The 24,040-nt window shown below is 67.2% G+C and carries 21 protein-coding genes; 5 read left to right on the forward strand and 16 right to left on the reverse strand.

The features are described 5' to 3' along the window. Positions 1–14 precede the first annotated feature (14 nt). Positions 15–2,123, reverse strand: coding sequence for a TonB-dependent receptor (locus AC3WL7_RS12705; protein WP_492750575.1), 2,109 nt, complete (start codon positions 2,121–2,123; stop codon positions 15–17). 212 nt (positions 2,124–2,335) lie between these two features. On the opposite strand from AC3WL7_RS12705, the gene AC3WL7_RS12710 reads away from it, so the two are divergent. Together AC3WL7_RS12710 and AC3WL7_RS12715 are read left to right on the forward strand one after the other, a co-directional pair. Continuing rightward, positions 2,336–2,575: a hypothetical protein gene (locus AC3WL7_RS12710; RefSeq protein WP_200733722.1), complete on the forward strand. Its 240-nt coding sequence runs from the start codon at positions 2,336–2,338 to the stop codon at positions 2,573–2,575. A gap of 136 nt (positions 2,576–2,711) precedes the next feature. Then, positions 2,712–3,569: an endonuclease/exonuclease/phosphatase family protein gene (locus AC3WL7_RS12715; protein ID WP_492750577.1), complete on the forward strand. Its 858-nt coding sequence runs from the start codon at positions 2,712–2,714 to the stop codon at positions 3,567–3,569. Positions 3,570–3,636: 67 nt separating this feature from the next. Here AC3WL7_RS12715 and AC3WL7_RS12720 read toward each other — a convergent pair whose 3' ends face one another. The 6 genes from AC3WL7_RS12720 to AC3WL7_RS12745 form a co-directional block, all read right to left on the reverse strand. Further along, complete coding sequence (locus AC3WL7_RS12720) at positions 3,637–5,058, reverse strand: efflux transporter outer membrane subunit (RefSeq protein WP_108746495.1); 1,422 nt, start codon at positions 5,056–5,058, stop codon at positions 3,637–3,639. Then, positions 5,052–5,789 (reverse strand): SDR family oxidoreductase, encoded by a 738-nt coding sequence (locus tag AC3WL7_RS12725; RefSeq protein ID WP_079221536.1) that lies wholly within the window; start codon positions 5,787–5,789, stop codon positions 5,052–5,054. The genes AC3WL7_RS12720 and AC3WL7_RS12725 overlap by 7 nt, the downstream gene beginning before the upstream one ends. A gap of 63 nt (positions 5,790–5,852) precedes the next feature. Next, a complete protein-coding gene (locus tag AC3WL7_RS12730; RefSeq protein ID WP_492750580.1) occupies positions 5,853–9,023 on the reverse strand; it encodes an efflux RND transporter permease subunit in 3,171 nt (1,056 codons plus the stop codon). A gap of 127 nt (positions 9,024–9,150) precedes the next feature. Further along, on the reverse strand, positions 9,151–10,374 hold the full coding sequence (locus AC3WL7_RS12735; RefSeq protein WP_174208682.1) for an efflux RND transporter periplasmic adaptor subunit: 1,224 nt from the start codon (positions 10,372–10,374) through the stop codon (positions 9,151–9,153). 91 nt (positions 10,375–10,465) lie between these two features. Further along, positions 10,466–11,236: an SDR family NAD(P)-dependent oxidoreductase gene (locus AC3WL7_RS12740; protein WP_492750582.1), complete on the reverse strand. Its 771-nt coding sequence runs from the start codon at positions 11,234–11,236 to the stop codon at positions 10,466–10,468. Beyond that, the gene (locus tag AC3WL7_RS12745; RefSeq protein WP_108746491.1) at positions 11,233–11,460 is read right to left on the reverse strand and encodes a hypothetical protein; all 228 of its coding nucleotides are present in this window, start codon (positions 11,458–11,460) and stop codon (positions 11,233–11,235) included. Before AC3WL7_RS12745 ends, AC3WL7_RS12740 begins: the two co-directional genes overlap by 4 nt. A gap of 146 nt (positions 11,461–11,606) precedes the next feature. Here AC3WL7_RS12745 and AC3WL7_RS12750 point away from each other — a divergent pair, with 146 nt between their 5' ends. After that, entirely contained in the window at positions 11,607–12,635 is a 1,029-nt protein-coding gene (locus tag AC3WL7_RS12750; RefSeq protein ID WP_108746490.1) for a LysR family transcriptional regulator, read from the forward strand. Between the two features lie 41 nt (positions 12,636–12,676). Here AC3WL7_RS12750 and AC3WL7_RS12755 read toward each other — a convergent pair whose 3' ends face one another. Next, a complete protein-coding gene (locus tag AC3WL7_RS12755; RefSeq protein WP_492750584.1) occupies positions 12,677–13,561 on the reverse strand; it encodes a LysR family transcriptional regulator in 885 nt (294 codons plus the stop codon). Between the two features lie 117 nt (positions 13,562–13,678). Between AC3WL7_RS12755 and AC3WL7_RS12760 the strand changes: the two genes are divergently transcribed. Continuing rightward, positions 13,679–14,404 carry an SDR family oxidoreductase gene (locus AC3WL7_RS12760; protein WP_108759470.1) on the forward strand — a complete coding sequence of 242 codons (726 nt, stop codon included), beginning with the start codon at positions 13,679–13,681 and terminating at the stop codon, positions 14,402–14,404. Between the two features lie 181 nt (positions 14,405–14,585). On the opposite strand, the gene AC3WL7_RS12765 is transcribed toward AC3WL7_RS12760, so the two are convergent. Both AC3WL7_RS12765 and AC3WL7_RS12770 read right to left on the reverse strand, forming a co-directional pair. After that, positions 14,586–15,281, reverse strand: coding sequence for a YiaD family glycine zipper/OmpA-like lipoprotein (locus AC3WL7_RS12765; RefSeq protein WP_079221528.1), 696 nt, complete (start codon positions 15,279–15,281; stop codon positions 14,586–14,588). 138 nt (positions 15,282–15,419) lie between these two features. Further along, positions 15,420–16,835 carry a cryptochrome/photolyase family protein gene (locus tag AC3WL7_RS12770; protein WP_492750586.1) on the reverse strand — a complete coding sequence of 472 codons (1,416 nt, stop codon included), beginning with the start codon at positions 16,833–16,835 and terminating at the stop codon, positions 15,420–15,422. Positions 16,836–16,944: 109 nt separating this feature from the next. Here AC3WL7_RS12770 and AC3WL7_RS12775 point away from each other — a divergent pair, with 109 nt between their 5' ends. Beyond that, on the forward strand, positions 16,945–17,529 hold the full coding sequence (locus AC3WL7_RS12775) for a hypothetical protein (RefSeq protein WP_492750587.1): 585 nt from the start codon (positions 16,945–16,947) through the stop codon (positions 17,527–17,529). A 19-nt stretch (positions 17,530–17,548) separates the two neighbouring features. On the opposite strand, the gene AC3WL7_RS12780 is transcribed toward AC3WL7_RS12775, so the two are convergent. The 6 genes from AC3WL7_RS12780 to AC3WL7_RS12805 form a co-directional block, all read right to left on the reverse strand. Next, a complete protein-coding gene (locus tag AC3WL7_RS12780) occupies positions 17,549–18,028 on the reverse strand; it encodes a hypothetical protein (RefSeq protein WP_492750589.1) in 480 nt (159 codons plus the stop codon). Positions 18,029–18,055: 27 nt separating this feature from the next. Next, positions 18,056–18,196, reverse strand: coding sequence for a hypothetical protein (locus tag AC3WL7_RS12785; protein ID WP_492750591.1), 141 nt, complete (start codon positions 18,194–18,196; stop codon positions 18,056–18,058). Positions 18,197–18,272: 76 nt separating this feature from the next. Then, entirely contained in the window at positions 18,273–18,899 is a 627-nt protein-coding gene (locus AC3WL7_RS12790) for an inorganic diphosphatase (protein WP_492750593.1), read from the reverse strand. A 14-nt stretch (positions 18,900–18,913) separates the two neighbouring features. Next, a complete protein-coding gene (locus tag AC3WL7_RS12795) occupies positions 18,914–20,263 on the reverse strand; it encodes a purple acid phosphatase family protein (RefSeq protein ID WP_492750669.1) in 1,350 nt (449 codons plus the stop codon). 11 nt (positions 20,264–20,274) lie between these two features. Next, on the reverse strand, positions 20,275–21,396 hold the full coding sequence (locus AC3WL7_RS12800) for a phytase (RefSeq protein ID WP_492750595.1): 1,122 nt from the start codon (positions 21,394–21,396) through the stop codon (positions 20,275–20,277). Next, the gene (locus AC3WL7_RS12805; protein ID WP_234458683.1) at positions 21,396–23,930 is read right to left on the reverse strand and encodes a TonB-dependent receptor; all 2,535 of its coding nucleotides are present in this window, start codon (positions 23,928–23,930) and stop codon (positions 21,396–21,398) included. Before AC3WL7_RS12805 ends, AC3WL7_RS12800 begins: the two co-directional genes overlap by 1 nt. Between the last annotated feature and the right edge of the window lie 110 nt (positions 23,931–24,040).

Genomic DNA, 24,040 nt, shown 5'->3' on the forward strand with positions numbered 1-24,040 from the left:
CCGCGCGTCGCGCCTCAGAAATCCAGGCTGTAACCCAGCGTCACCGTCCGTCCACGCCCGGCGAAGTACCGCGCCGGTTCGATCAGCGCGCTCTGCGAGTAGTAGGTGATGTACTGGCGGTCGAGCAGGTTGGCGATGCCCAGGTTCACCTTGCCCTTGGCGAGCCGGTAGTCAACGCCAACGTCGAACAGCGCGTAGCCGCTGAATTCCTTGGCAGCCTCGTCGAAGTTGCGGCTGAAGGCGTACTGCCCCTGCACGAAGGTCGACAGCTCCGGCGTCCACTGCGCCGACCAGGTCGCGATGACGCGGTTCGGTGCGATGTTCAGGCCATCCAGGCGCGCGTCGAGCCGGCCATCTGCATTGCTGTCGTAGCGCCCGCGGGTCCAGGCATAGGACAGCCCCAGCCGGTGGGCATCATTCAACCGATAGCGCACGCTCGCATCGAGGCCCTCGATGGCGGTCTTTTCGCGGGCGAGCTGGAACGCGCCGTCGACCGCGATCACGCGCGTGCCGTACTCCGAGCGTGACTGGAATGCACTGGCCTCGGCCTCCCACGACGGCGAGCGGTAGCGCACGCCGATCTCGCTGTTGCAGGTCAGCAGCGGCTGCAGCGAGCGCAGCGATTCCACGTTGGTGCCCGGCGTGTTGATCGAGCGCAGCACGCGGCCGACGTCGGGCATGCCGAAGCCTTCGGAATAGCTGGCGAAGGTGTTGAAGCGCTCGGTCGGCGCGTACACCAGGCCGATGTTGCGCAGGTTCTGCTGGAACTTCAGCTTGCCGCCCTGCACCGCCACGCGGTTGTAGCGGTACAGCGTGGTGTAGCTGTCGATGCGCAGGTCGGCCTCTTCGCGGCGCCAGCCACCCTGCACGGTCAGCTGCGGCAGCAGTCTGTAGTCGGCCTGCACGAAGCCGGCCACGCTGCTGTAGCGCGAATCGGGCACGTAGGTGCGGCCGGTGCCGTACAGGTCCTGCTTGCCGCTGTCGCGCAGCGTGTCCACGCCGGCGGTGATCTTCAGGTCGCCACCGAGCAGGTCATCGCGGCCCAGGCTGGTCTTGCTGCCCCACTTGGAAGCGGTCGAGCGCGACTGGTCGTACAACGTCCCGACCGGCGCGATGCGCGGGTCCTGGAAGGTGGACGAGTTGTCGGCGCCGAACAGGCCTTCGAACTCCTGGTTGAACACCATCGCCTTCAGCTCCATGCCGGCCAGGTCGTGGTGGGTGTAGCTGAGGCCGGTGGTCCAGGCATCGTTCCAGGCCGGCGTACCCGGCGGTGTGCCGCGCACCGAGGTGGTGGCAACGCCCAGATCGCGGTTGCCGGCAACCGGCACATACTCGGCCTTGGACTTGATGCGGTAGCGGTTGCTGCTGAACTGCAGCTCCTGGTTGTCGTCGATCCAGTAGCCCAGCTTGGCGTGCAGGTCGTAGGCACGGGTGGACATCAGGTCGCCCTGGGTGACGTCCACGCCGATCGGCGTGCCCTCGCCATCCACCCACAGGCCCTGGTCTTCATAGCCGGCGCCGACGAGGTAATCCCACTTTCCCTTGCTGCCGCTGATACGGTAATCGGCGCGGTAGCCGGTGGTTTCACCGCGCACTTCAGAGGTCGGCAGCGTCGTCTGCACGCCGAAGTGCTGGTTGACCGCACCCGGTTCCGGGCGCCGGGTGATGAGGTTGATGGTGCCGCCGGTAGCGCCCAGGCCGTTCATGGCGTTGGCGCCTTGGATCACCTCGATGCGCTCGACCAGCGCGTAGTCGATCGTATGCGCCTCGCGGCCAGTGGGGCGCAGCGGGTTCGACTGCGGGATGCCATCGACCAGGATCAGCGGCGTGCGCCCGCGCAGGGTCTCGCCACTGCCGTTCATCTTGCCGCGGCTGGGCGTGTACGAAGGCAGCAGGCTGGACAGCACATCGGACGAATTACTGCTGAGGCGCAGCTGCTGCTCGATCTGCTCCTTGCCGATGATCACCACCGTCTGCGGGGCGGTGGCGGCGTCCTGGCCGGTACGCGAGGCCGTCACGATGACCTTGTCCAGCGTCTGCGGCGCGGGCAGGGCCTGCTCGGCGTGGGCGTGGGCGCAGACCAGCAACGAAATGGCGACCGTCAGCCGCGAATATCTCAGCACGTGAACTCCTCTTGGGGGGAGGGCGTGGCGATATGGCTGGCCCGGAACAGGGGCGTATCTTTCCCGACGTGTCCGGATGCGTCAAATCGTGCCGCCCCAATCCATGCTGCCCTGCGACTACCCGCCCTGCCCGCCCCTTGCTACACAGGTCCGGCGCATCTGCGCGATTGCAGAAAGCGCGCTCAACATCCCTGACATAAGGAGTGTGTTCGATGCTGCACAGGAAGATGCTTGCGTGTTCGTTCGGCGCCGTGCTGGCGCTGGCTGCGATGGCCCCCTCTGCACCGGTGCAGGCGGCCGAGCTCGTCGGGCTGGACGAGCAGTGTGTTCCCTTCCACGCCGGCTTCGGCGTGCACCAGCGTTGCACGTTATATGCGATCTATGACGACGGCACCCGCGTCGAGCAGGATCACTACAACCGCGACGAGAACGGGATGATGTACGACCCCTGATCGCGCGTCCTGCGGTCTGCCGGGCGGTCCCAGCGTCCGCCCGGCCCTCGCCAGCCACCCATCCCGGCACACCCCCTGCCCTGCGTTCCGTGGCATGCTCCGTGAAACCGTTTTCATGGAATGGAGGGATTCCACGATGTTGTCGCGTCTTCGCCGGCCCGCACTGTGCGCGCTGCTGGCACTTGCTCTGCCTGCCGCTGCCTCGGCAGCCCAACCGCCCGCCCCACTGAAGGTGATGTCCTTCAACGTGCGCACCCCCGCCGATACCGAACCGGGCAAGCGCTGGGACGACCGTCGCGATGCGATGGTCAAGGTCATCCTCGATGCGCACCCGGCCGTGGTCGGCACCCAGGAACTGGTGCAGGAACAGGCCACCTACCTGGCCGCCCACCTGCCCGGCTACCGCTGGTTCGGCGAAGGCCGCCGCGGTGGCGAGGGCGATGAGCACATGGGCGTGTTCTACGACAGCAAGGTGCTGGCCATCGAGGAATCCGGCAACTTCTGGCTGTCCGATACCCCGGACGTGCCCGGCAGCATCACCTGGGGCAACCTGTACCCGCGCATGGTCACCTGGGCGCTGTTCCGCCGCCTCGATGATGGCCGCCGCTTCTACTTCATGGACACCCACCTGCCCTACCGCGACGAGGACGAGCCGCGCCGGATCAAGGGCGCCGAGCTGATCGCCAAGCGCCTGGATACGCTGCCCGCCGACCTGCCGGTGGTGCTGACCGGTGATTTCAACACCGAGCCGGGCAGCGAAACCTACAAAGCGTTCACCCGCGTGCTGCAGGACACCCGCACCCAGGTGAAGGCGCCGAAGGGCCCGCGCGAAACCTTCCACGATTTCACCGGCAAGGCCACCGTGCAGCTGGACTGGGTGCTGGTGCGCGGCTTCCATGCCCGCAGCTTCACCACCGATGACCGCCGCATCGGCGGCGTGCTGCCGTCGGACCACTTCCCGCTGGTGGTTGAGCTGGACTGGCCGAAGCGCTGACGGCCGCAGACAACAAGGGGACGGATGCCTGCGCATCCGTCCCCTCGTCGTTGTTGCAGTCCCGCGGTTACTGCGCCTGCGCCACGCTCGGCGCCTGCGGCGACTGTCCCCAGCCGCCCAGGGCCTTGTAGACGCCCACCACGCTGACGTTGACCTCCGCCTCGGCCGCGGCCAGTGCATCGTCGGCGGCCAGCTGCGTGCGCTGCGCATCCAGCAGGGTCAGGAAGTCCTCCGAGCCCTCGCGGAAGCGGATCTGCGCCAGCGACTCGGCACGCCGTGCCGCCTGCGCCTGCTCGACCACGATGGCCAGCCGCGCCTGCTGCTTGGAGTAGCGGGTCAGCGCGTTCTCGGTGTCTTCCAGCGCCAGCAGCACGGCCTGTTCGTACTGCGCGGCCACGCCCTCGGCCTCGGCCTTGCTGGCACGCAGGCGTGCACGCACGGTGCCGAAGTCGAACGCAGCCCAGCTCAGCGACGGAGTCAGCGACCAGGCCTTGTTGTTGCCGTTGACCAGGCCGCTGGCATCGCCGCCGAGGAAGCCGACGAAACCGGACAGCGACAGCCGCGGGAACAGATCGGCCGTGGCCACGCCCACGCGTGCGGTGGCAGCGGCCAGGCGACGTTCGGCCACGCGCACGTCGGCGCGCTGGCGCAGCAGCTCGCGGGTGTCACCCAGCGGCAGTGCCTTGGCAAAGGCCGGCACATCCTGCGGCGCCAGCATCGCGGTCAGCACTTCCGGACGCTGGCCCAGCAGCACCGCCAGGCGGTTGCGCGACTGTGCCTCGGACACTTCCAGCAGCGGGATGTCGGCCTCGATCGCCTTCAGGCGGGCGCGGCTGCTCTGCACATCCAGTTCGCTGCCGGCGCCCAGTTCCCAGCGCGCCTCGGTCAGCTTCTGCGTATCGCGCAGGTTTTCCAGCGTGTGCTGGGCCACCGCGATGCGCTTCTGCGTGCCACGCAGCTCGAAGTAGTTGCGCGCCACTTCGGCGGCGACCAGCACCTGGGCATCGGCCAGGTTGGCCTGCTCGGCACCGAGATCGGCGCGTGCGGCTTCTGCAGCGCGGCGCTTGCGGCCGAACAGATCCAGCTCCCAGCCGGCGTCGAAGCCGAGCTGGTAGCTTTCACTGAACACCCGCTGCCCACCCAGCTGCGGATCAGGTTGCTTGCGGCGATCGTAGCTGCCGCCAGCGGTGACATGCGGGGCCTGGTCGAAGCGGCTTTCGACGAACACCGCACGGGCCTGGCTGACGCGGGCCACAGCCACGCGCAGGTCCAGGTTCTCCGACAGTGCGCCGTGCACCAGTTCTTCCAGCACCGGATCATCGAACTGTGCCCACCAGCTGGCCACCGGCGAGGCGGTGCTGAACACCGCCTGCTGTGCGCCCTGCAGGACCACCGGCTCCTGCGCCGGGGCCTTGTAGTTGGGGCCGACGCTGACACACCCTGCCAGCACCAGGCTGGAGATGGCCATCGCCAACGTGCGGATCACCATGGCAGCACCTCACCCAGGTAGGTGAAGCTGCCGCTGGCACCGGCTTCGCCGATCAGCGCCATTTCCACGCTGGAACGCGCGCCTTCGCTGATCTCGATCTCGCCGTTGCCACCGTTCATGTCGGTCTTCACGTAGCCCGGATGCACGGTGTTGACCTTGATCGGCGTGTTGCGCAGCTCGTACGCCAGGGCCAGGGTCCAGCTGTTCACGGCCGCCTTGGACGCGTTGTACGCGGGAACCTTGAAATCGTAGATGCCCGAGTTCGGATCGGCATGCAGGGTCTGCGAGCCGAGCATGCTGGACACGTTGACGATGCGGCCGGACTTGGCCTGCTTGACCAGCGGCAGGAACGCCTGGGTGACTGCAACCAGCGCGTAGACGTTGGTGTCGAAGGTGCGGTGCCAGGTCTCCAGCGACTGCTCGGACGGCGCCTGCGCCGGGTTCTCGATCATGATGCCGGCGTTGTTGACCAGGATGTCCAGGCGGCCGTGGCGCTGGCGCACCTGCTCGACCGCTTCGGCGATGCTGGCAGCATCGGTCACGTCCAGCTGGATGGCTTCCACCGGCAGGCCTTCGCCCTGCAGCAGCAGTGCCTGCTCCACCGCGGTCTCGCGCTTGCGGCCGGCCAGCAGCGTGTGCACGCCGGCCTGGGCCAGCTGGCGCACGGTTTCCAGGCCGATGCCACGGGTGGCGCCGGTGACCAGTGCAATCTTGTTCTGATGGGTGTTCATGGATTCACGCCTTGGTTTGGGGGAAGCGGTCGCCAGCCAATGCCGGCGACCGCGGGGTGCATGTCAGTGGGGAATGGTGGGCTCGCCGTGCTGCACCAGCTGGCCACCGCCGTTGCGGGTGACGAACTTGCGCAGGGCCACGTAGAACACCGGGGTCAGGAACAGGCCGAACAGGGTCACGCCCAGCATGCCGGCAAACACCGTGATGCCGGTGACAGAGCGCACTTCGGCGCCTGCACCATGGGACAGGACCAGCGGCACGGTGCCGGCGATGAACGCGATGGAGGTCATCACGATCGGGCGCAGGCGCAGTCGGCAGGCTTCCAGGGCCGACTCAACGATGCCCTTGCCGCCCATTTCCAGTTCGCGGGCAAATTCGACGATCAGGATCGCGTTCTTGCACGCCAGGCCCATCAGCACCACCAGGCCGACCTGCACGAACACGTTGTTGTCGCCGCCGGTCATCCACACACCGAACAGGGCCGACAGCAGGGTCATCGGCACGATCAGGATCACCGCCAGCGGCAGCGACCAGCTTTCGTACAGCGCTGCCAGCACCAGGAAGGCCAGCATGATCGCCACCGGGAACACGATGAAGGCGGCCTTGCCCTGGGTGGCCTGCTGGTAGCTCAGGTCGGTCCATTCGGTGGTCATGCCCACCGGCAGCACCTTGTCGGCGATCTCGGTCAGCTTGTTCATCGCTTCGGCCGAAGACAGCAGGCGCGGATCGGCCTCACCGGCCAGGTCGGCCGCCGGGTAACCGTTGAAGCGCAGCACCGGGTCCGGGCCGAAGGTCTGCTTGATGGTGACCATCGAACCGATCGGCACCATCTCGCCGCGGTCATTGCGGGTACGCAGCTTGCCGATGTCTTCGACGCTCTCGCGGAACGGGCCGTCGGCCTGGGCGATCACCTGCCAGGTACGACCGAACTGGTTGAAGTCGTTGACGTAGGCCGAACCGAGGTAGGTCTGCAGGGTGTCGAACAGTTCGGTGAGCTGCACGCCCTGGGCCTTGGCTTTCACGCGATCCACTTCCGCATCCAGCTGCGGCACGTTGGCCTGGTAGCTGGAAATCGGGAAGGCCATGCCCGGGGTCTGCGCAACGGCACCCTGCATCGACTGCACGGCATTCTGCAGCGCGCCGTAACCCAGGTTGCCACGGTCCTCGATGAACATCTGGTAGCCGTTGCCGTTACCCAGGCCGAGGATCGGCGGCGGCATCAGGGCGAAAGCAAAGCCTTCCTGCAGGCCGGCGATCTTCTGGTTGATCTCGGCGTTGATCTGCGCGGCGGTACGGCCATGGCGCTCGTTGAACGGCTTGAGCGGAATGAACGCCACGCCGGTGTTGGGCGTATTGGTGAACTGCAGCGCGTTGAGGCCGGGGAACGAAATGGTGTGGGCCACACCATCGGTTTCCTGGGCGATCTTGGCGACCTTGCGCAGCATTTCATCGGTACGCGCGATCGACGAACCTTCCGGCAGCTTCACGCCGGCGATCAGGTACAGCTTGTCCTGGGTCGGGATGAAGCCCGGCGGCACCAGCTTGAAGATCACGCCGGTACCGACCAGCAGGATCGCGTAGACCACGAACACTGCACCGCGACGGCCGAGGATCTTCGACACGCCACGCTCGTACTTCTCCGAGCTGGACTTGAAGAAGCGGTTGAACGGGCGGAACACCCAGCCGAACAGGCGGTCGATGATGCGCGTCGGCGCATCCTTGGCGGCGTCATGCGGCTTCAGCAGGCGCGCGGCCAGGGCCGGCGACAGGGTCAGCGAGTTGATGGCCGAGATCACCGTGGAGATGGCGATGGTGACGGCGAACTGCTTGTAGAACTGGCCGGTGACGCCGGACAGGAAGGCCATCGGCACGAACACGGCGCACAGCACCAGCGCGATCGCGATGATCGGGCCGGACACTTCGCGCATGGCCTGGTGGGCCGCAGCCAGCGGGGTGAGGCCTTCCTCGATGTTGCGTTCAACGTTTTCCACAACCACGATCGCGTCATCGACCACGATGCCGATCGCCAGCACCAGGCCGAACAGGCTCAGCGTGTTGATCGAGAAGCCCAGCAGGTACAGCGCGGCAAAGGTACCCACGACCGACACCGGCACGGCGATCAGCGGAATGATCGAGGCACGCCAGGTCTGCAGGAACAGGATCACCACCAGCACCACCAGGGCGATGGCTTCGAGCAGGGTGGACACCACGGCCTTGATCGAATCGCGCACGAAGATGGTGGTGTCATACACCGCTTCATACTTCACGTCGGCAGGCATGGTCTTCTGCATCTCGTCCATGGTGCCGATGACCGCATCACGGATCTCAAGCGCATTGGCACCCGGCGACTGGAAGACGCCGATGCCGACCGCGTTCTTGCCATCCAGCTGCGAACGCAGGGTGTAGTCGCCGGCGCCCAGTTCCACGCGGGCCACATCGGACAGGCGCACGATCTCGCCATCGGTGCCGCTCTTGAGCACGATGTCGCCGAATTCCTTTTCGCTCTTCAACCGGCCCTGGGCATTGATCAGGGTCAGGAACTGGCTGTTGGGTAGCGGCTCGGCACCGAGCTGGCCGGCCGAAACCTGCACGTTCTGCTCGCGCATGGCGCGCACCACGTCGCTGGCGGTCAGGCCACGCGAGGCCACCTTGTCCGGGTCCAGCCAGGCGCGCATGGCGTAGTCACCGCCACCGAAGATCTGTGCATCGCCCACGCCCGGGATACGGGCCAGCGCGTCCTTGACGTGCAGGCGGGCGTAGTTGCGCAGGTACAGGGTGTCGTACTTGCCATTGGGCGAGGTCAGGTGCACCACCATCAGGAACGTCGGCGACTGCTTCTGGGTGGTCACACCCTGCCGGCGCACGTCCTCGGGCAGGCGCGCCTGCGCCTGCGCCACGCGGTTCTGCACCTTCACCGCTGCGGCGTCCGGGTCGGTGCCCGGGCGGAAGGTGACGGTCATCTGCAGCACGCCATCGGAGCCGGCCACCGACTTGAGGTACATCATGCCCTCGACGCCGTTGATCGCCTCTTCCAGCGGGGTGGCCACGGTTTCAGCGATGACCTTGGGGTTGGCGCCGGGGTAGACCGTGCGCACGACCACCGAGGGTGGCACCACTTCGGGGTACTCGCCGATCGGCAGCAACGGGATCGAGATCAGGCCTGCGGCGAAGATCACGATCGACAGCACCGCCGCGAAGATCGGCCTGTCGATGAAGAAACGGGAAAAGTCCATGGAGGAATTCCTGGGAAATGCCGCCGACGGGCAACAGCCGCCCTGCCCCTCGTCAAAATGACGAAGGCAGGGAAGGCTGTCGCTGGCGCCGACAGCTAAGCGGACACTTGGATCAGGAGACGGCGGATCAGTGGTTCAGGGCGGCGGTGGCATCGCGGCCCGGTGCGGGCGCCGGCGAGGGCTGCATCGCCACCGCCTTGGCCTGCACCGGCATGCCCGGCATGAAGACCTTCTGCACGCCGTCGATGATGACCTTGTCACCGGCGGCCAGGCCGCTCTGGACGATGCGCAGGCCTTCGGCGGTGCGGCCGAGCTGGATGTCGCGGCGCTGGGCCTTGCCATCCTTGTCGACCACGTAGACGTACTTGCGGTCCTGGTCGGTCAGCACGGCCTTGTCGTCGATCAGCATGGCCTGGAACTGGCCGCTGCCCAGCAGCTGCACGCGGGCGAACAGGCCCGGGGTGAACTGGCGGTCGGCGTTGTCCAGCAGTGCGCGGACGCGGATGGTGCCGGTGCTGCGGGCCACCTGGTTGTCGAGGAAATCGACCTTGCCGGTGTGCGGGTAACCTTCTTCACCGGACAGGCCGACCTTCACCGGCAGCTCGCTGTCACGCTCGCTCGGGCGTTCGCCCTTGCGGGCCATCTGGGCGTAGCGCAGGAAGGTGCTTTCGTCGGCATCGAAGTACACGAACACCGTATCCAGCGAGACCAGCGTGGTCAGCACGCTGGCGCTGTCGCCGGCGGTGACCAGGTTGCCGGCGGTGACCATCGCGCGGCCGGCGCGGCCGTCGATGGGCGCGCGCACCTTGGTGAATTCCAGGTTGAGGCGCGCGGCATCCAATGCTGCCTGCGCAGCCTGCACCGCCGCACCGGACTGGTCAGCCGCAGCGCGACGCTGCTCGGCGGTCTCGGTGGAGATGGCCTGCTGCTCGGACAGGCGCTTGGCGCGCTCGGACTCGCTGCGGGCCAGGCTGGCCTGGGTGCGGGCACGGGCCAGTTCGGCGGCGGCGCGATCGTACTCGGCCTGGTAGCTGCGGGCGTCGATGGTGAACAGGACAGCGCCCTTCTTCACTTCTTCGCCTTCAACGTAATTGACCTTGTCGATGTAGCCGGACACGCGCGGGCGCAGCTCGACGCTCTGCACGGCCTCGACGCGGCCGCTGAACTCGTCCCACTGGCTGATCGGCTTGACCAGCACCGGGGCGGCACTGACCTGCGGCGGCGGCGGTGCGCCGGCCTCTTCGGCATGGCCGCCACTGCAGGCGGCCAGCACCGCGGCTGCGAGGATCGACACGCCGGCCATCGCCAGGCGATGGCTGAAACGGTGTGAGGTGGTGTTGGGGGAAGTCATGGCATGCATCCGTACGGAAGGGGTGGTACAGCGTAGGAATCGAAGATCGGTAAATCGGCGGCGTAGCCTGCGACCTCAACGATGGTTGAGGTCAAGCAACGCCTGCGGTGTCGCGCCACAGCGGTGGCAGGTCGAGGTTCAACAGGCCGCGCGGCAGTTCCGCATCGCTGTTGTCGCAGCGGACGATGGCGCGGTTGTCGCGGCATCCGTCCAGCAGGGACACCACGCGGCGGCCAACCAGCAGCGAGCTCGGCCACTCGATGCAGGCATTGGCCGCATTGGCCGGCGTGCAGACCGGGCTGCACACTTCCAGCATCTGCGCACGCACGCCCAGTGCCTGCGCTTCCTGGTGCACCACCTGCGCGTACATGCGCAGCGCAGCGGTGGTGATGGAAGTTTCACCGTAGCCCGCCCAAGGCTTGGCACCGGCGGGGCTGCCGATCATCACGTAGCGGCGGGCATGCGGGTTGTCCTGCAGCAGTGGCATCAGGTGGCGCACCGCATGGGCGTGCGGCATCAGGTCGGCCTGCATCGCACCCAGCAGCGCATCGCCGCTGCGGTCGATGACACGGCCGCGGTTGTACGGCCCGCCCATCGCCGCGACCACCGCGGCCAGCGGGCGCGGACGCTGCGCCACGCGTTCGGCCAGCACCTTCGCCGAGCCGTCGTCACTGAGCGAGCCCAGCATCGTCTGCAGGCCCGGCTCATCGGCGAACTGCTCGTGCAGTGCCGCCAGTCGGCCCGGGTCGCGCCCCACCACCAGGACCGGACTGCCGGCCTCCAGCAGAGCGCCGACCACGCCCTGGCCGACGGCACCGGTGCCGCCGAGAACCAGGACTTCAGGCGTCAGAATCCCATTCACGGGACATTTCCTCCCAAATCCGGGATAGTCCCAATTCGACGCAGTCGATCGCCCTGCTGGGCGGACAGGCGGATCGAGCTGCCGCGCTGGTTACGCATGGGCGCGGTGAACTCCCGGAAATCCTTGTGTACCAAGGAACTGGGGCGGGCTTCGACGGTCATTGCCAGGTCCAGAGCGTTCTGGCCGGCACGCCGGAAGTGGGCAAGAATGTTGCGCAGGCTCATGGGGGACGAGCTCCATTTCACGAATGGCGCCACGATAGACCTCAAACCTTTACTTGATTAGTCCGGATTAAGGGGAATAATCATCCCGTCCCCGGTCCAATCGATCTGTCACGATTGTCCCATCCCCGCCGTCCAGGATCCCGACCATGTCCCACGATCTCAACGAGACGCTGATCTTCGTCAAGGTGGTCGAGCAAGGCAGCTTCATTGCCGCTGCCAAATCGCTCGGCCTGCCCAAGACCACGGTCAGCCGCAAAGTGCAGGAGCTGGAAACGCGCCTGGGCGCGCGCCTGCTGCACCGGACCACGCGCCGCCTCGGCCTGACCGAAGCCGGTTCGATCTATCACGAGCACTGCCAGCGCATCGCGCGCGAACTGGAAGAAGCCGAGAGTGCGGTGAGCCAGCTGCAGTCCGGCCCGCGTGGCTGGCTGCGTTTCACCGTGCCCTACTCCATCGGCATTACCTGGATCGCGCCGCTGCTGGGCCAGTTCCACGCGCAGTACCCGGAAATCCGCCTGGACATGCACCTGGGCAACGAGAAGCTGGACCTGATTGCAGGCGAAGCCGATCTTGCCCTGCGCGTGGGTGCGCTGCCCGATTCCAACCTGGTGGCGCGCAAGCTGGGCAGCCTGCGCACGCAGGTGTTTGCCAGCCCGGCCTACATCGAACGCTACGGCGAACCGCTGCACCCGGAGGAACTGCAGTTCCACCGCATCCTGGCCATGCGCAAGCCGTACCACACCGGCAATTCGCCGCGCTTCACCTGGCAGCTGGGCGAGAACGGTGGCGAGCTGCGCGATTTCCCGGTGACGCCGCTGATGACCGCCAACGACATGTCGGCGTTGAACGGCGCGCTGGTGTGCGGCGAAGGCCTGCTGCTGACCGGCGACGTGATGGCCAAGCCGTTCGTCGAATCGGGCATGGTGCGCCGCGTGCTGGCCGGCTGGACCGGGCCGGAAGTGGACTTCAACGCGGTGTTTGCCGGCGGCCGCCTGGTCTCGCCGAAGGTGCGTGCCTTCGTTGATTTCCTGGTGGAGAAGCTCAACTTCGACGCCAACTACATGCTGGCGCAGTGCCCGGCGGCGAAGCTGGCACGGCAGCAGCAGGAAAAGGAAGATGCCGCGCTGGAAAACAGCGGCAAGCGCATCCTCGAGAAGGTCACTGCTGCGGCATGATCGACGGTAGTGCCGGCCGCAGGCCGGCACGTCACCGCCCATCAACCCAATACGTGCTCGACCAGCGCGCGCAGCTTTGGTTCGGCCTGGCGGCGGCTCGGGTAATACAGGAAAAAGCCCGCGAAACGCGGGCAGTACGGCTCCAGCAGCGGCACCAGTTCGCCGCGCTGCAGCCACGGCCGCCACGTCTCTTCCATGCCGAAGGCGATGCCCGCGCCGGCCACCGCCAGGCGCGCCATCACGCCCATGTCGTTGCTGGTGATTTCCGGCTGCACATCGACACTGAACTCCCGTCCGCGCTCTTCGAATTCCCAGCGATACGGCGCCTTGCCCGGCGCACTGCGCCAACCGATGCAGCGATGATCGGCCAGCTCGCGCGGATGCGTGGGCAGCGCATGCTGATCGCGGTACGCCGGCGCGCACACCACCAGCTGCCGCTGCCGTGCCGACACCGGTACCGCCACCATGTCCTGGGCGATGACTTCGCCCAGGCGCACGCCGGCATCGAAGCCCGCACCGACGATGTCGAATTCCTCGTCGCTCACCGTGATGTCCAGCTGCAGCGCCGGGTGCCGCGCCGCGAAGCTGGCCAGCATCGGCCCGGCCAGAAAGGCTTCAGCGATGGAGGACACCGCGAGCCGCAATTGCCCGGATACGGCAGCCTGGCGACGCTGGGTCGCCTCCAGCGCGGTATCCAGTTCTGCCAGCGCCGGCCGCACCGAGGACAGCAGCGCCTGCCCTGCATCGGTCAGGTTGACGCTGCGCGTGGTGCGCAGGACCAGGGCGATGCCCAGCGCCTGTTCCAGCTTGCTGATCGTCTGGCTGACCGCAGACCGGGTCACGCCCAGCTGCTCGGCGGCGCCGGTGAAGCTGCGGCATTCGGCCACCCGCTGGAACACCGCAAGGGCATTGAGATCCACGGACATTGGTTAGCAGTCCTTAACAGGCTGATCGGCAATCGGCATCTTATCGCGACAACGTGGGGGATCTACCGTGGCGGCACCGGGTCCAGACCGACCCTTTCCCCGTCCAGGAGTCCTGCCATGAGCCTTTCCCGAACCATCCTCATCACCGGCGCATCCAGTGGCATCGGTGCCGGCATCGCCCGAGCACTGGCCCAGCCTGGCGCGCGCCTCGTGCTCGGCGCACGCCGCCTCGACCGGCTGCAGGCACTCGCCGACGAACTGCGCGGACAAGGTGCGCAGGTGCGGGTGCAGGCACTGGACGTGACCCAGCGCGCGCAGGTCGAAGCGTTCGCTGCGATGGCGCTGGCGGAGTTCGGCAGTATCGACGTGATCGTCAACAACGCTGGCGTCATGCCGCTCTCGCCGATGGCCTCGCTGAAGGTGGACGAGTGGGACCGGATGATCGACGTCAACATCCGCGGCGTGCTGCACGGCATCGCCGCCGTGCTGCCGCACATGCAGGCGCGTGGCCAGGGCCAGATCATCAACATCGCCTCGATCGGTGCGCTGTCGGTGGTGCCGACGGCAGCGGTGTACTGCGCGACCAAGTACGCCGTGCGCGCGATCTCCGAGGGACTGCGCCAGGAGCATCGCGACCTGCGGGTGACCTGCATCCACCCGGGCGTGGTGGAAAGCGAGCTGGCCGACACCATCACCGACCCGGTCGCCGCGGAGGCGATGGTGCAGTACCGCGCCATCGCGCTGCAGCCTGATGCGATCGGCCGCGCAGTGCGGTTCGCGATCGAGCAGCCGGGCGACGTGGACGTGAACGAGATCGTGGTGCGGCCGACGGCGGCGGGGTGATGTGTCGACGCTCTCGTAGTGGTCGAGCTTGCTCGACCGCTTTTTGTAGAGTCGAGCCATGCTCGACTGCAGACGCCATGGCGTGCCGAGCAACGCTCGGCACCCACAAAAATGCCGCCTGCAAGGGCGGCATTTTCGTTCCGGCCCAAGGCCGGACCGGCTCAAGCAGTAACGCTGCGCGTTACTGCTTGAGCGGAATCACACGAATCTCCACGCGGCGGTTCTGCGCGCGGCCGGCGTCGGTGCTGTTGTCGGCAATCGGATAGGCCTTGCCGGCGCCCAGGGTTTCAATGCGCACCTGCTGCACGCCCTGGCCGACCAGATACTGGGCCACCGAATCCGCGCGCTCCTTCGACAGGCGGTTGTTCACCGCGTCGCTGCCGATGCTGTCGGTGTGGCCGACCACTTCGATCATGGTCTGGTTGTACTCATTCAGCGTGCTGGCAACACCGTTGAGCGAGCCGTAGAACTGCGGCTTCAACGCCGACTTGCCGAAATCAAAGGTGATGCCGTCCGGCAGGTTCAGGGTGATGTTGTCGCCCTGGCGCTGCACGTCGATGCCGGTGTTGGCGGTGCGCTCACGCAGGGCGCGTTCCTGGCGATCCTGGTAGTTGCCGATGGCCGCGCCACTCAGCGCGCCGATGCCGGCGCCGACCAGTGCGTGCTGGCGACGTTCGGTGGCACTGTTGCCGCTCAGCAGGCCAGCGGCCACGCCGACGGCGGTACCGATCAGGGCGCCACGACCGGTGCGGTTCTGCTGTTCGGTCGGGTTGCCGTACTGGTCACTCTGCACATAGGAGCCGCCGGTGGCGCACGCCGTCAGCGCGGCAGCGGTCATCAGGGCCAGGGCGACGTTGCGGGTGGTATTGCGGATCATGGTGGTCTCCTTGGATGCCGGCCAGTGCGGCGTGCGAACGACCCGGAGGATATACAGCCCGGCGCGATGCCGGGATGATGGATGTGAAGGCCGGACGTGCTGCATTCAGCTTTCTGAGCCGGCCTTCATCGGCGACCTTTACGCGCCGCCCGTGCTCCGGTAGGCCGCCAGCGCGGCGTCGCGGCCTGCAGCCAGGTCCACCAGCGGGGTGCGCGGGTAGCCCGGCGCCTTGTCGGCAAGCAGCAGCGGATGCTGCCACGGCGCGAAGCGCGCCTTGACCGGCAGCGCCGCCAGTTCCGGCACCCAGCGGGTGATGTAACGGGCCTGCGGATCGAACTTCTCAGCCTGGGTGACCGGATTGAACACGCGGAAGTACGGCGCCGCGTCGGCCCCGGTGCCCGCCACCCACTGCCAGCCCATCGTGTTGTTGGCCAGGTCGGCATCGACCAGCGTGTCCCAGAACCAGCGCGCGCCGTGCAGCCAGTGCGCGCGCAGGTGCTTGCACAGGTAGCTGGCAACGATCATCCGCACCCGGTTGTGCATGTAACCGGTATGCCACAGCTCGCGCAGGCCCGCATCGACGATCGGCACGCCGGTGTTGCCACGCTGCCAGTCGTGCAGCTGCGCGCCACTGGGGTTGGCCCAGGGGAAGCGATCAAAGCGCGGATTGAGGTTCTCGTTCGGCGTCTTCGGGAAGTGGTGCAGCAGGTGATAGGCGAAATCACGCCAGCCGAGCTGGCGCAGGTAGCCGTCGATATCGGCATCGGTGCCGGCACTGCGCAGGCCTTCCAGCGCATGGGCGATGCGCCACGGTGCAATTTCACCAAAATGCAGGTGCGGCGACATCCGCGAGGTGCCTACACGGTCCGGCAGGTCACGCTGCTCGCGGTACCCGCGCAGGGCGCCATCCTCGAACACCGACAACGCCTCCAGCGCACCCGCTTCGCCGGGCTGCCAGTGCTCCCAGAAGCCGGTGTCCCAGTCCAGCGCCGGCGCCAGCTGCAGTTCCTCCAGCGCGAGGCTGGCGACGCCGTGCGATGCCAGCTTCTTCGGCGCGGGTTGCAGCGCAGGCAAGCGCCAGTGGCTGAGCACGTTGCGCCAGTACGGGGTGAACACCTTGTACGGCTGCCCCTGCTGGGTGGCGACGTCCCACGGCTCGAACAGCAGGCTGCCGTTGCAGCTCTGCGCATCAACGCCCTGCTCGCGCAGGGTGCGCTTGATGCTGGCGTCGCGCGGCTGGGTGGCCGGCTCATACTTGCGGTTCCAGTAAACGACCTCGGCGCCCGTCTCTTCGATCAGCGCCTGCAGCGCGTCCAGGCTGTCGCCGCTGCGCAGCACCAGGGCAGAACCACGCGCGCGCAGGTCAGCATCGAGCGCGGCCAGCGAGCGGTTTCGCCAGGCATCCGACGCTGCGCCAGGCACCCATTCGCCCTCTTCCTGCGGCGCATGAATGTAGACCGGCACCACGTCATGGCCGGCATCGAGCGCGGCCTGCAGGGCCGGATTGTCCTGCAGCCGCAGATCGCGGCGGAACCACACCAACGCTACCGACACGTGCATCGCCTTCGTTCTTGATGGCGCACATGATAGCCAGCGGCGGTGAAGGCATTGCACGCAGGGCCGTCTGCTAGGCTGCCGGGCCCATTACCGGAACAACGTCGCCATGGATGACCTGCACGCTGCCTTCGCCCGTTTCGGCCCGTTGCAGGCCCAGGACGGACAGGACTGGGACGGTCCCTTCCCGCTGCCGCCTGTGTTGGCGCGTTTCTACGCGCAGGTCGGGCCGCTGGGGCGCGAGATCAATGCCAAGGTCGGCCGTGCCGGCATCACCATCCCCGGCCTTGAGGTGTGGGTTCCCCCGCTGCAACGCCTGTGGCGCCACCAGGCGGGTTATCGCTGGAATGGCATCAGCGGCGAGCCGATCGACAGCTGGCCGTCGAAATGGCTGGTAATTGCCGACCGCGGCGCGGATCCCTTCATCCTCAACCTGGATGACGGACGCGTGTTGTTCAGCCACCACGGCGCCGGCCTGCTGGAGGCCGGCGAGATCGCTACGGATGTGCCGACTCTGATGGCAGCGCTGGCGGCGGCCGGCACGGTGTATCTGGAAGCCGGCGACGATCTCTACAACGATGACGACGACGGCGGCATCCGCGCCGAGCACCAGGAAGCGGCCCTGCAGGCGGTGGCCCAGGTGCTGGGCGACCGGATCGACGCGGAGTCATTCATCGAGACGCTGCAGGGCTGAATCCACGCAGGGCGTGGATCTACAGGCCGCGTTCGCGCTGGCCGTCCCAGGCATGGGCGATCATCGCCCGCCGATAGACCGAAGCCGCCTGCTCGGCCAGTTGCCGGTCATCGAGCAGCAGCAGGTAGCGCAGGAAACCACGCTGCAGCCGCTCGGCATGATCCAGCCCCAGCCCTCGTCGATCGGCAGCATCCATGACCTGCCAGTGGCTGCGCGCCAGTTCCTCGATCATGGCCGGGTCGGCAAGATCGATCTGCCCATAATCCCGCGACCGCGGCCTGATGGCTGCGACTGCCTGCGGCAGCACTGCGGGCTCCGGGTCCGGACCGGGTTTCCAGCGTCGCCCGCGAAGCACGCGCTGCAGGCGCACGGGGATGGTCATCAGCACCACGGCCAGGGGAAACGGCAGCAGCACGAAACCAGCGGGGCCATGCCCCAGATCCTGCAGGCCCTCGCCCAGTTCCGGGCGCAGCGAAGACAATCCGTTGCCCAGGTGCATCAGCAGTACGGCCGCGATGAGGTGGAATCACGGGTACAACACGGCACGGTTCAGCCAGCGCCGCCAGAGACGAGGCGAGGAAAGGTCCGCCTTGTAGCGCCCGCCGAAGAAAAAGCCCGGTAGCAGCATCCAGACGAGCACCAGCCCGATCACCCAGTTCGCATCCATCCGTGTGCCGCTCCCCCGCGGCACAGCACCGCGCTGCGGCAGCCTATCCGGTTGCCGCAGCGTGTGCCATTCCCTCTCAACGCGTCGGGACAGCCTCGAAGCGCTTCATCGCCTCGCTGATCAGCGCGCGGGCCTCAGCGGCATTGCCCCAGCCATTGAGCTGCACCGGGTTGCGGCCGGCCGGCAGGTCCTTGTAGACCCGGAAGAACGCCTCGATGCGCTGCCGTTCGATCTCAGGCAGATCGGACAGGTCGCGGATGTTGGCGTAGGTCGGGTCGACCTTGTCGGTGGGCACGCCGATCACCTTCTCGTCGTGCTCGCCGCCATCGATCATCTTCAGGTAGCCGATCGGACGGAAGCGCACGATCACGCCGGGGTGCAGCGGTTCGCGGGTCAGCACCAGCGCATCCAGCGGATCGTTGTCACCGGCCAGCGTGCGCGGCATCGAGCCATAGTTGGCCGGATAGGCCACCGGCATCGACTGGAAGCGATCCACGTGCACCAGGCCGTCTTCCTTGATCTCGTACTTGGTGAAGCTGCCGGCCGGGATCTCCACCGCCAGGTTCACTTCGGCCGGGGCCTGCTTCGGCTGCGCGGCCAGGAACGGGTGCAGCACGCTGTCGGCGGCGGTCACGGCACCGGCCACCAGCAGCAGGGCTGCGCCCAGGGCGGCCAGCGGGGCGATGCGTCGGGATGCATTCATGCGGTCACTCCTCCTCATTCCCAGCAACGGTCGGCACGGCCCTTGGCGGTCTGCGCACGCGGGCAGTCGCGCGGGGCGATGCGGTCTTCGCGCAGCTCCACCCGCTGCTTGCCGCCAGCGGCGTCGCGGCGCAGCTCGAAGGCATCGTACAACCGGCCGGTGACGGTGCGGGCTTCGTAGCGCAGGTGCTGCGGGTCGATCTTCAGCACCTGGAACAGCTGGGTGTCCTCGGCCACCGGGTCCATGGTCCGGCGTGCCTCGTCGGACAGGCGGTACTGCTTCGGGCCAGCCACCGTCACCACGTACTGCGGCGTAGCGGCCTGCCCTTCGCCGCGGCGGCCGTAGGTGTGGTCGTGGCCCTGCAGCACCAGGTCGACGTTGTGGCGGCGGACCACCGGCAGCAGCACGTCGCGCAGCGCCGCGTTCTCGCGGCCTTCGCGCGGCGAATAGAACGGCTGGTGCAGCAGCACGATCGTCCACGGGTGCGGGTTGTTGGCCAGCACCTTGTCCAGCCACTGCGCCTGCGCCTTGGCCGTACCCAGATCGAGTGCGGACGTGCCATCGAGCACGGCCACGCGCACGTCCTGCACGTCGAACCAGTAGGTGCTGCTGGCCGCGGCTGCGGCGCCGTTGCCCGGCAGCGCGAACGTCACCGGCCAGTGCTTGCCCAGCACGCGGCGTTCCTGCGGGGTGTCCTCGAACTCTTCGAAGTACTCGTGGTTGCCGATGGCCGGGGCCACCAGGGTTTCCTGCGCCAGCCAGCTGGTGGCGGCGAACCACTCGCCCCATTCGCTGTCATCGGCACCGTCGCCACCGCTGACCAGGTCACCGGCGAACAGGCTCATGCGTGCCTCCGGTGCGGTCTTCTGCGCGGCACGCACCACGCGGCTGACATGGCTGAGGTTCTTGTTCTGGGTATCGCCGAAATACAGCAGGGTCAGCGGCTCGCCGGCCTTGCCCAGCGTGCTTAGCTGGTTCCAGGCACTCCAGCTGCCATTGCCCTGCACGCGGTACACGTACAGGGTGTCCGGCTTCAGTCCATCAACTTCGGCGCGATGGTGGTGCGACACGCCGTTCTCGGTCTTCAGTTCCTGGGTCTTCGCGCGCACCTGGCGGATGCCCTCGATGGCCGGCGAATCACCGGCCAGGGCGATTTCCAGCAGCGGCGCCTGCACGCTGCCGTCGGTACGCCAGGCCACGGCGAAGCCCTGGCTGGGGTCGACCGACGGCGAGGCGACGATGCGGTCCGGCACGGTCGTAGCTGCATAGTGGTGGCTGCCCACCGGCACCTGGGTGTTCGGTTCGGCGGCGGCAAAGCCCAGCGCGGGCACCGCCAGCAGCAGGCCCAGCGCGAGGGCATTCATGCAACGACGGCTCATGCGCCACACTCCAGCGGCAGCGACAGCTGTTTGGCGATGGCCTCCCAGTCGAAGGCGACCACGCCCTGGTCGTCATGCACGGCGTAGAGCGCGCCATGCGGGAAGCGCGGGCTCGGCTGCTGCATCATCCAGATGCCATCGGTGTTGGCCACGGTATTGCCCTGGAAGGCACCCACCGGCTTCAGCGTATGGCGGTCGAACAGGTGGAACACGCTGCGCTGCTTGCCCTGCTCGGTGGTGATCCACCAGCCGTCCTTGCCGCAGGTGCGCAGCATCACGCCTTCGGCCTGCGCCTTGAACACATCGCGGCCAAAGGTGGTGCCGGTGAAACGGCCAGCCAGCGTGTAGACCTTGAACTCGCTGGCGTAGCTTTCGTCTTCCTCGGCGATCAGCAGGCGATCGTTGGCCGGGTCGCCCCAGATCGATTCGACCACGCGCAGTGCGCCGGCCTCGCTGGTATCGCCGATGCTGGCCGCCAGGGTCGCTTGAACCTTGGCGCCATCGCGGGTGACGTGGTACTGGCGCACGCGCTTGTCCAGCTCGGCCAGCGGCGGCAGGATGTCCTTGCCCTGTGCATCCTCGCCGTTGTCCCACGAATCGGTGACGTACACGCTGTAGCCATCGGCGCGGCGGTCGACCCACAGGCCATACGGCTTGCGCAGGTCGTCGGCACCGAACACCGCCAGCGGGGTGAAATCGGGCAGCGAGAACACCTGCACGCGGTGGTTGTCACGCTCGACGATCCACAGCAGGTCGTCGGTGACCGCGATGCCGTTGGGGCGGTCGAACTGGCCCAGCGCGGTGCCGGCGGTGCCGACGTCGCGCAGGTGCTGGCCGGTGCTGCCGTCATACACCACCAGCTTGTCGGTGGCCTTGGCCGTGGCGATCAGCCAGGTCTTGCCGTCCGGCGCCTTCCACGCAGCGGGCGAGTCGATGTTGTCGTCCGGGGTCATCGGGCTGAGGAACGCCTCGGCGATGGTCGACACCGAGCGCGCGGCCTCAGCCGGTGCCTTCGCGGCGGCACCGGTATCGGCACCGGCCGGAGCCTCCGCCGGCGTGCAGCCAGCGGCAAGGCAGGCAGCCATCGCGGCGGCCAGCAGGGTCATGCCACGCGCCATCACAGGGCCACCTTCAGGCCGATGGCGTAGGTGCGGCCGTACTCTTCCATCTGCAGGGTGCGCGAACGGGTGCCCTGGTAGAGCTCCAGCGGTTTGTCGAGCAGGTTCTGCGCTTCGAAGTACATGCTGATGCGCGGGGTGAACTTGTAATCCAGCGAGAAGTCGAGCTGGGTGTTGGGCGCGACGTAGATGTCGAACGCGCGGCCCGCACCGACGGTGTCCAGGTACTCGCTGCGGTAGACCGCGGCCAGGCGCGTGCTCAGGCCGTACTTCTCGTAGCCGATGTGCGCGCTGTAGACGTGCTTGGAAGCGCGCGGCAGCATGAAGTCCTCGCCCTCGCGGCCGTCGATGCCTGCATCGAACTTGGTGTCCAGCCAGGTGCCGCTGGCACCGACCAGCAGGCCGTCCAGCGCGCCGGGCAGGAACGCCAGCTGCTGCTGCCAGTTGAACTCGGCACCGCGCACGGTGGCCTTGCGGCCATTGATCGGGCGGGTCACGTCGAGGCCGTCATAGGCCGGATCGTTCTGGCTGACGGTTTCCACGATGTAGCCGTCGATGGACTTGTGGAATAGGCCCAGCGAGACGATGCCGGTGCTGCCGATGTACTTTTCGACCGACAGGTCGATGTTCTTCGATTCGTAGGGATCCAGTTGCGGGTTGCCCAAGCGCAGCTCTTCGTCACCGGCGTTCAGCGCGCGGCGCGGCGAGATGTCACCGAAGGACGGGCGCGAGACCGTCTTGTTGGCCGAGGCGCGCAGCACCCAGTCGTCGGCCGCGTCGTAGCGCAGGTGCAGGCCCGGCAGCACGTTGGTGTAGCTGCGGTTGGCCTGCACCGGGTTGACGGTGTAGCCGTCATCGTCGTCCAGCTCGACACTGTTGCCCGTGGCCTTGAAGCGGGTGTTTTCCACGCGCACGCCACCGATGATGCGCAGCGCACCGATGTCCCAGGTGCCCATCGCGTAGCTGGCGAAGATGTCTTCGCTGGCGGTGTAGTCCTCTTCCAGCGAGGTGGCGGCGTTGCCGGCAACGTCCTGCGGGCGGGCGGTGTAACGGCTGCCATTCTGCGCCCAGTAGCGGCGCATGGCCGCCGAGCTCATGCCCTGCCCCATCACGCCGTGGCGGTGTTCCGGGTCGGCGGCGGTCCAGGTGGTCAGGTCGATGTCCGGGCCGCGGCGCAGCTCGCTTTCGTCCACGTTGACATCACGGTCGCGCCAGCGGCCCAGCAGGCCGAACTTGATGCTGCTGCTGTCGCCGTCGAAGCGCACGTTGACCTGCGCGCTGCGTTCTTCGTCGTTGACCTGCTTGGGCGAGATCACGAAGCGGTCGAACGCGTAGTTCGCGTTGTCCATCCAGTCGTTGCTGCTGAGCGTGTAGGTCGGCAGGCGGCTGCGCTGGTCCAGGGTGCCGGACATGTCGTCGGCATCCAGTTCGAAGCGCGCTTCCATCTCGTCGTTGACGCGCTCTTCGGTACGGGTGTAACCGATCTTGTAATCGACCACCGCGTTGGTCAGCTTGTTCTCGCCACCCAGGCTGGCAGCAAAGGTGTTTTCCTTCTTGGTGCGGTAGCGCATGCGCTTCTGGATCGCATCCGACGGCAGGTCGTCCAGGCGGAACTGGTCGGTGCCGGTGGCGACCATGTCGGCGTCGTCGAAGTTGTAGATCACGCGCTGGCGCGTTTCGGCATCGTCGAACTGGCTGTACAGCGTGCGCAGGTAGTACTTGCTGTCCTCGTCCGGGCGCCAGTCCATGTTGAGGTTGGCACCGATGCGCTTGCGCTCGATCTCGTACTTGCGGTTCTGCAGGTTGATCGCGGTGACATCGCCCGGAGCGGCATCCTTCTCACCGTCGTACTCGACTTCGGTGTTGTCCGACTCGAACTTGCGGTTCTGGTAGTTCACGCCCAGCGCCACGCCGAAGGTATCGGCGAACACTTCGCTGTAGTTGAACGAGGCCTTCGGGCTGGTCTCGCCGGACAGCTGCTGGTGGCTGGCTTCGATCTTGCCACGCAGGCTGCGGCCGTCGCGGTCGAAGGCCGAGGCCGATTCAACCAGCACCGCGCCGCCGATGGCATCACCGGGCATGTCCGGGGTGGGCGACTTGACCACGCGCAGGCGCTCGGTCGAATCGGAGGGAATGACGTCCAGCGGCGCGGCGCGGCTGGAATCTTCCGGGGTACCCACGGCGATGCCATCGATGCTGACGCTGTTGAGGTTGGCATCCAGGCCGCGGATGACCACGAAACGGCCTTCGCCCTGGTCGCGGGTCACGCTGATGCCCGGCAGGCGCTGCAGCGATTCGGCGACGTTCTTGTCCGGGTACTGGCCCAGGGCATCGGAAGACACGGCGTCTTCGATGGCGTCGCTGCTGCGCTTGAGGTCGACCGCGCGGATCTGCGATTCGAGCTGGGCGCGCACTTCGATGCGGTCCAGGTCGACGGCATCGGCGGCAACCGCGCCGGTGGCGGCCAAGGCCTGCTGCCCGGCGGCCTGCAGCGGTGCTGCGGCCCCCAGCGCCAGGGTCACGGTGATGGCCATGGCCAGCGGAGTCTTGATGTGCACGGTGGAGTCCCATACCTGTGAAGAATGGGTCTGCACGGTATGTCCGCAAGATTGCATGGCGGTGACACTGTTCAGCACATTCATTG

Source organism: Stenotrophomonas sp. FW305-3-2-15-E-LB1 (genome assembly GCF_058787375.1).

Excerpts from the sequence above, each read along its gene's own strand:
- AC3WL7_RS12710 (WP_200733722.1), top strand. The coding sequence starts at position 2,336 with ATGCTGCACAGGAAGATGCTTGCGTGTTCGTTCGGCGCCGTGCTGGCG.
- AC3WL7_RS12780 (WP_492750589.1), bottom strand. The coding sequence starts at position 18,028 with ATGCACCTGGGCAACGGATTGTCTTCGCTGCGCCCGGAACTGGGCGAG.
- AC3WL7_RS12755 (WP_492750584.1), bottom strand. The coding sequence starts at position 13,561 with ATGTCCGTGGATCTCAATGCCCTTGCGGTGTTCCAGCGGGTGGCCGAA.
- AC3WL7_RS12750 (WP_108746490.1), top strand. The coding sequence starts at position 11,607 with ATGTCCCACGATCTCAACGAGACGCTGATCTTCGTCAAGGTGGTCGAG.
- AC3WL7_RS12720 (WP_108746495.1), bottom strand. The coding sequence starts at position 5,058 with ATGGTGATCCGCACGTTGGCGATGGCCATCTCCAGCCTGGTGCTGGCA.
- AC3WL7_RS12795 (WP_492750669.1), bottom strand. The coding sequence starts at position 20,263 with ATGAATGCCCTCGCGCTGGGCCTGCTGCTGGCGGTGCCCGCGCTGGGC.
- AC3WL7_RS12715 (WP_492750577.1), top strand. The coding sequence starts at position 2,712 with ATGTTGTCGCGTCTTCGCCGGCCCGCACTGTGCGCGCTGCTGGCACTT.
- AC3WL7_RS12730 (WP_492750580.1), bottom strand. The coding sequence starts at position 9,023 with ATGGACTTTTCCCGTTTCTTCATCGACAGGCCGATCTTCGCGGCGGTG.
- AC3WL7_RS12790 (WP_492750593.1), bottom strand. The coding sequence starts at position 18,899 with ATGAATGCATCCCGACGCATCGCCCCGCTGGCCGCCCTGGGCGCAGCC.
- AC3WL7_RS12725 (WP_079221536.1), bottom strand. The coding sequence starts at position 5,789 with ATGAACACCCATCAGAACAAGATTGCACTGGTCACCGGCGCCACCCGT.
- AC3WL7_RS12735 (WP_174208682.1), bottom strand. The coding sequence starts at position 10,374 with ATGACTTCCCCCAACACCACCTCACACCGTTTCAGCCATCGCCTGGCG.
- AC3WL7_RS12785 (WP_492750591.1), bottom strand. The coding sequence starts at position 18,196 with ATGGATGCGAACTGGGTGATCGGGCTGGTGCTCGTCTGGATGCTGCTA.
- AC3WL7_RS12745 (WP_108746491.1), bottom strand. The coding sequence starts at position 11,460 with ATGAGCCTGCGCAACATTCTTGCCCACTTCCGGCGTGCCGGCCAGAAC.
- AC3WL7_RS12765 (WP_079221528.1), bottom strand. The coding sequence starts at position 15,281 with ATGATCCGCAATACCACCCGCAACGTCGCCCTGGCCCTGATGACCGCT.
- AC3WL7_RS12805 (WP_234458683.1), bottom strand. The coding sequence starts at position 23,930 with ATGGCCATCACCGTGACCCTGGCGCTGGGGGCCGCAGCACCGCTGCAG.
- AC3WL7_RS12800 (WP_492750595.1), bottom strand. The coding sequence starts at position 21,396 with ATGGCGCGTGGCATGACCCTGCTGGCCGCCGCGATGGCTGCCTGCCTT.
- AC3WL7_RS12775 (WP_492750587.1), top strand. The coding sequence starts at position 16,945 with ATGGATGACCTGCACGCTGCCTTCGCCCGTTTCGGCCCGTTGCAGGCC.
- AC3WL7_RS12760 (WP_108759470.1), top strand. The coding sequence starts at position 13,679 with ATGAGCCTTTCCCGAACCATCCTCATCACCGGCGCATCCAGTGGCATC.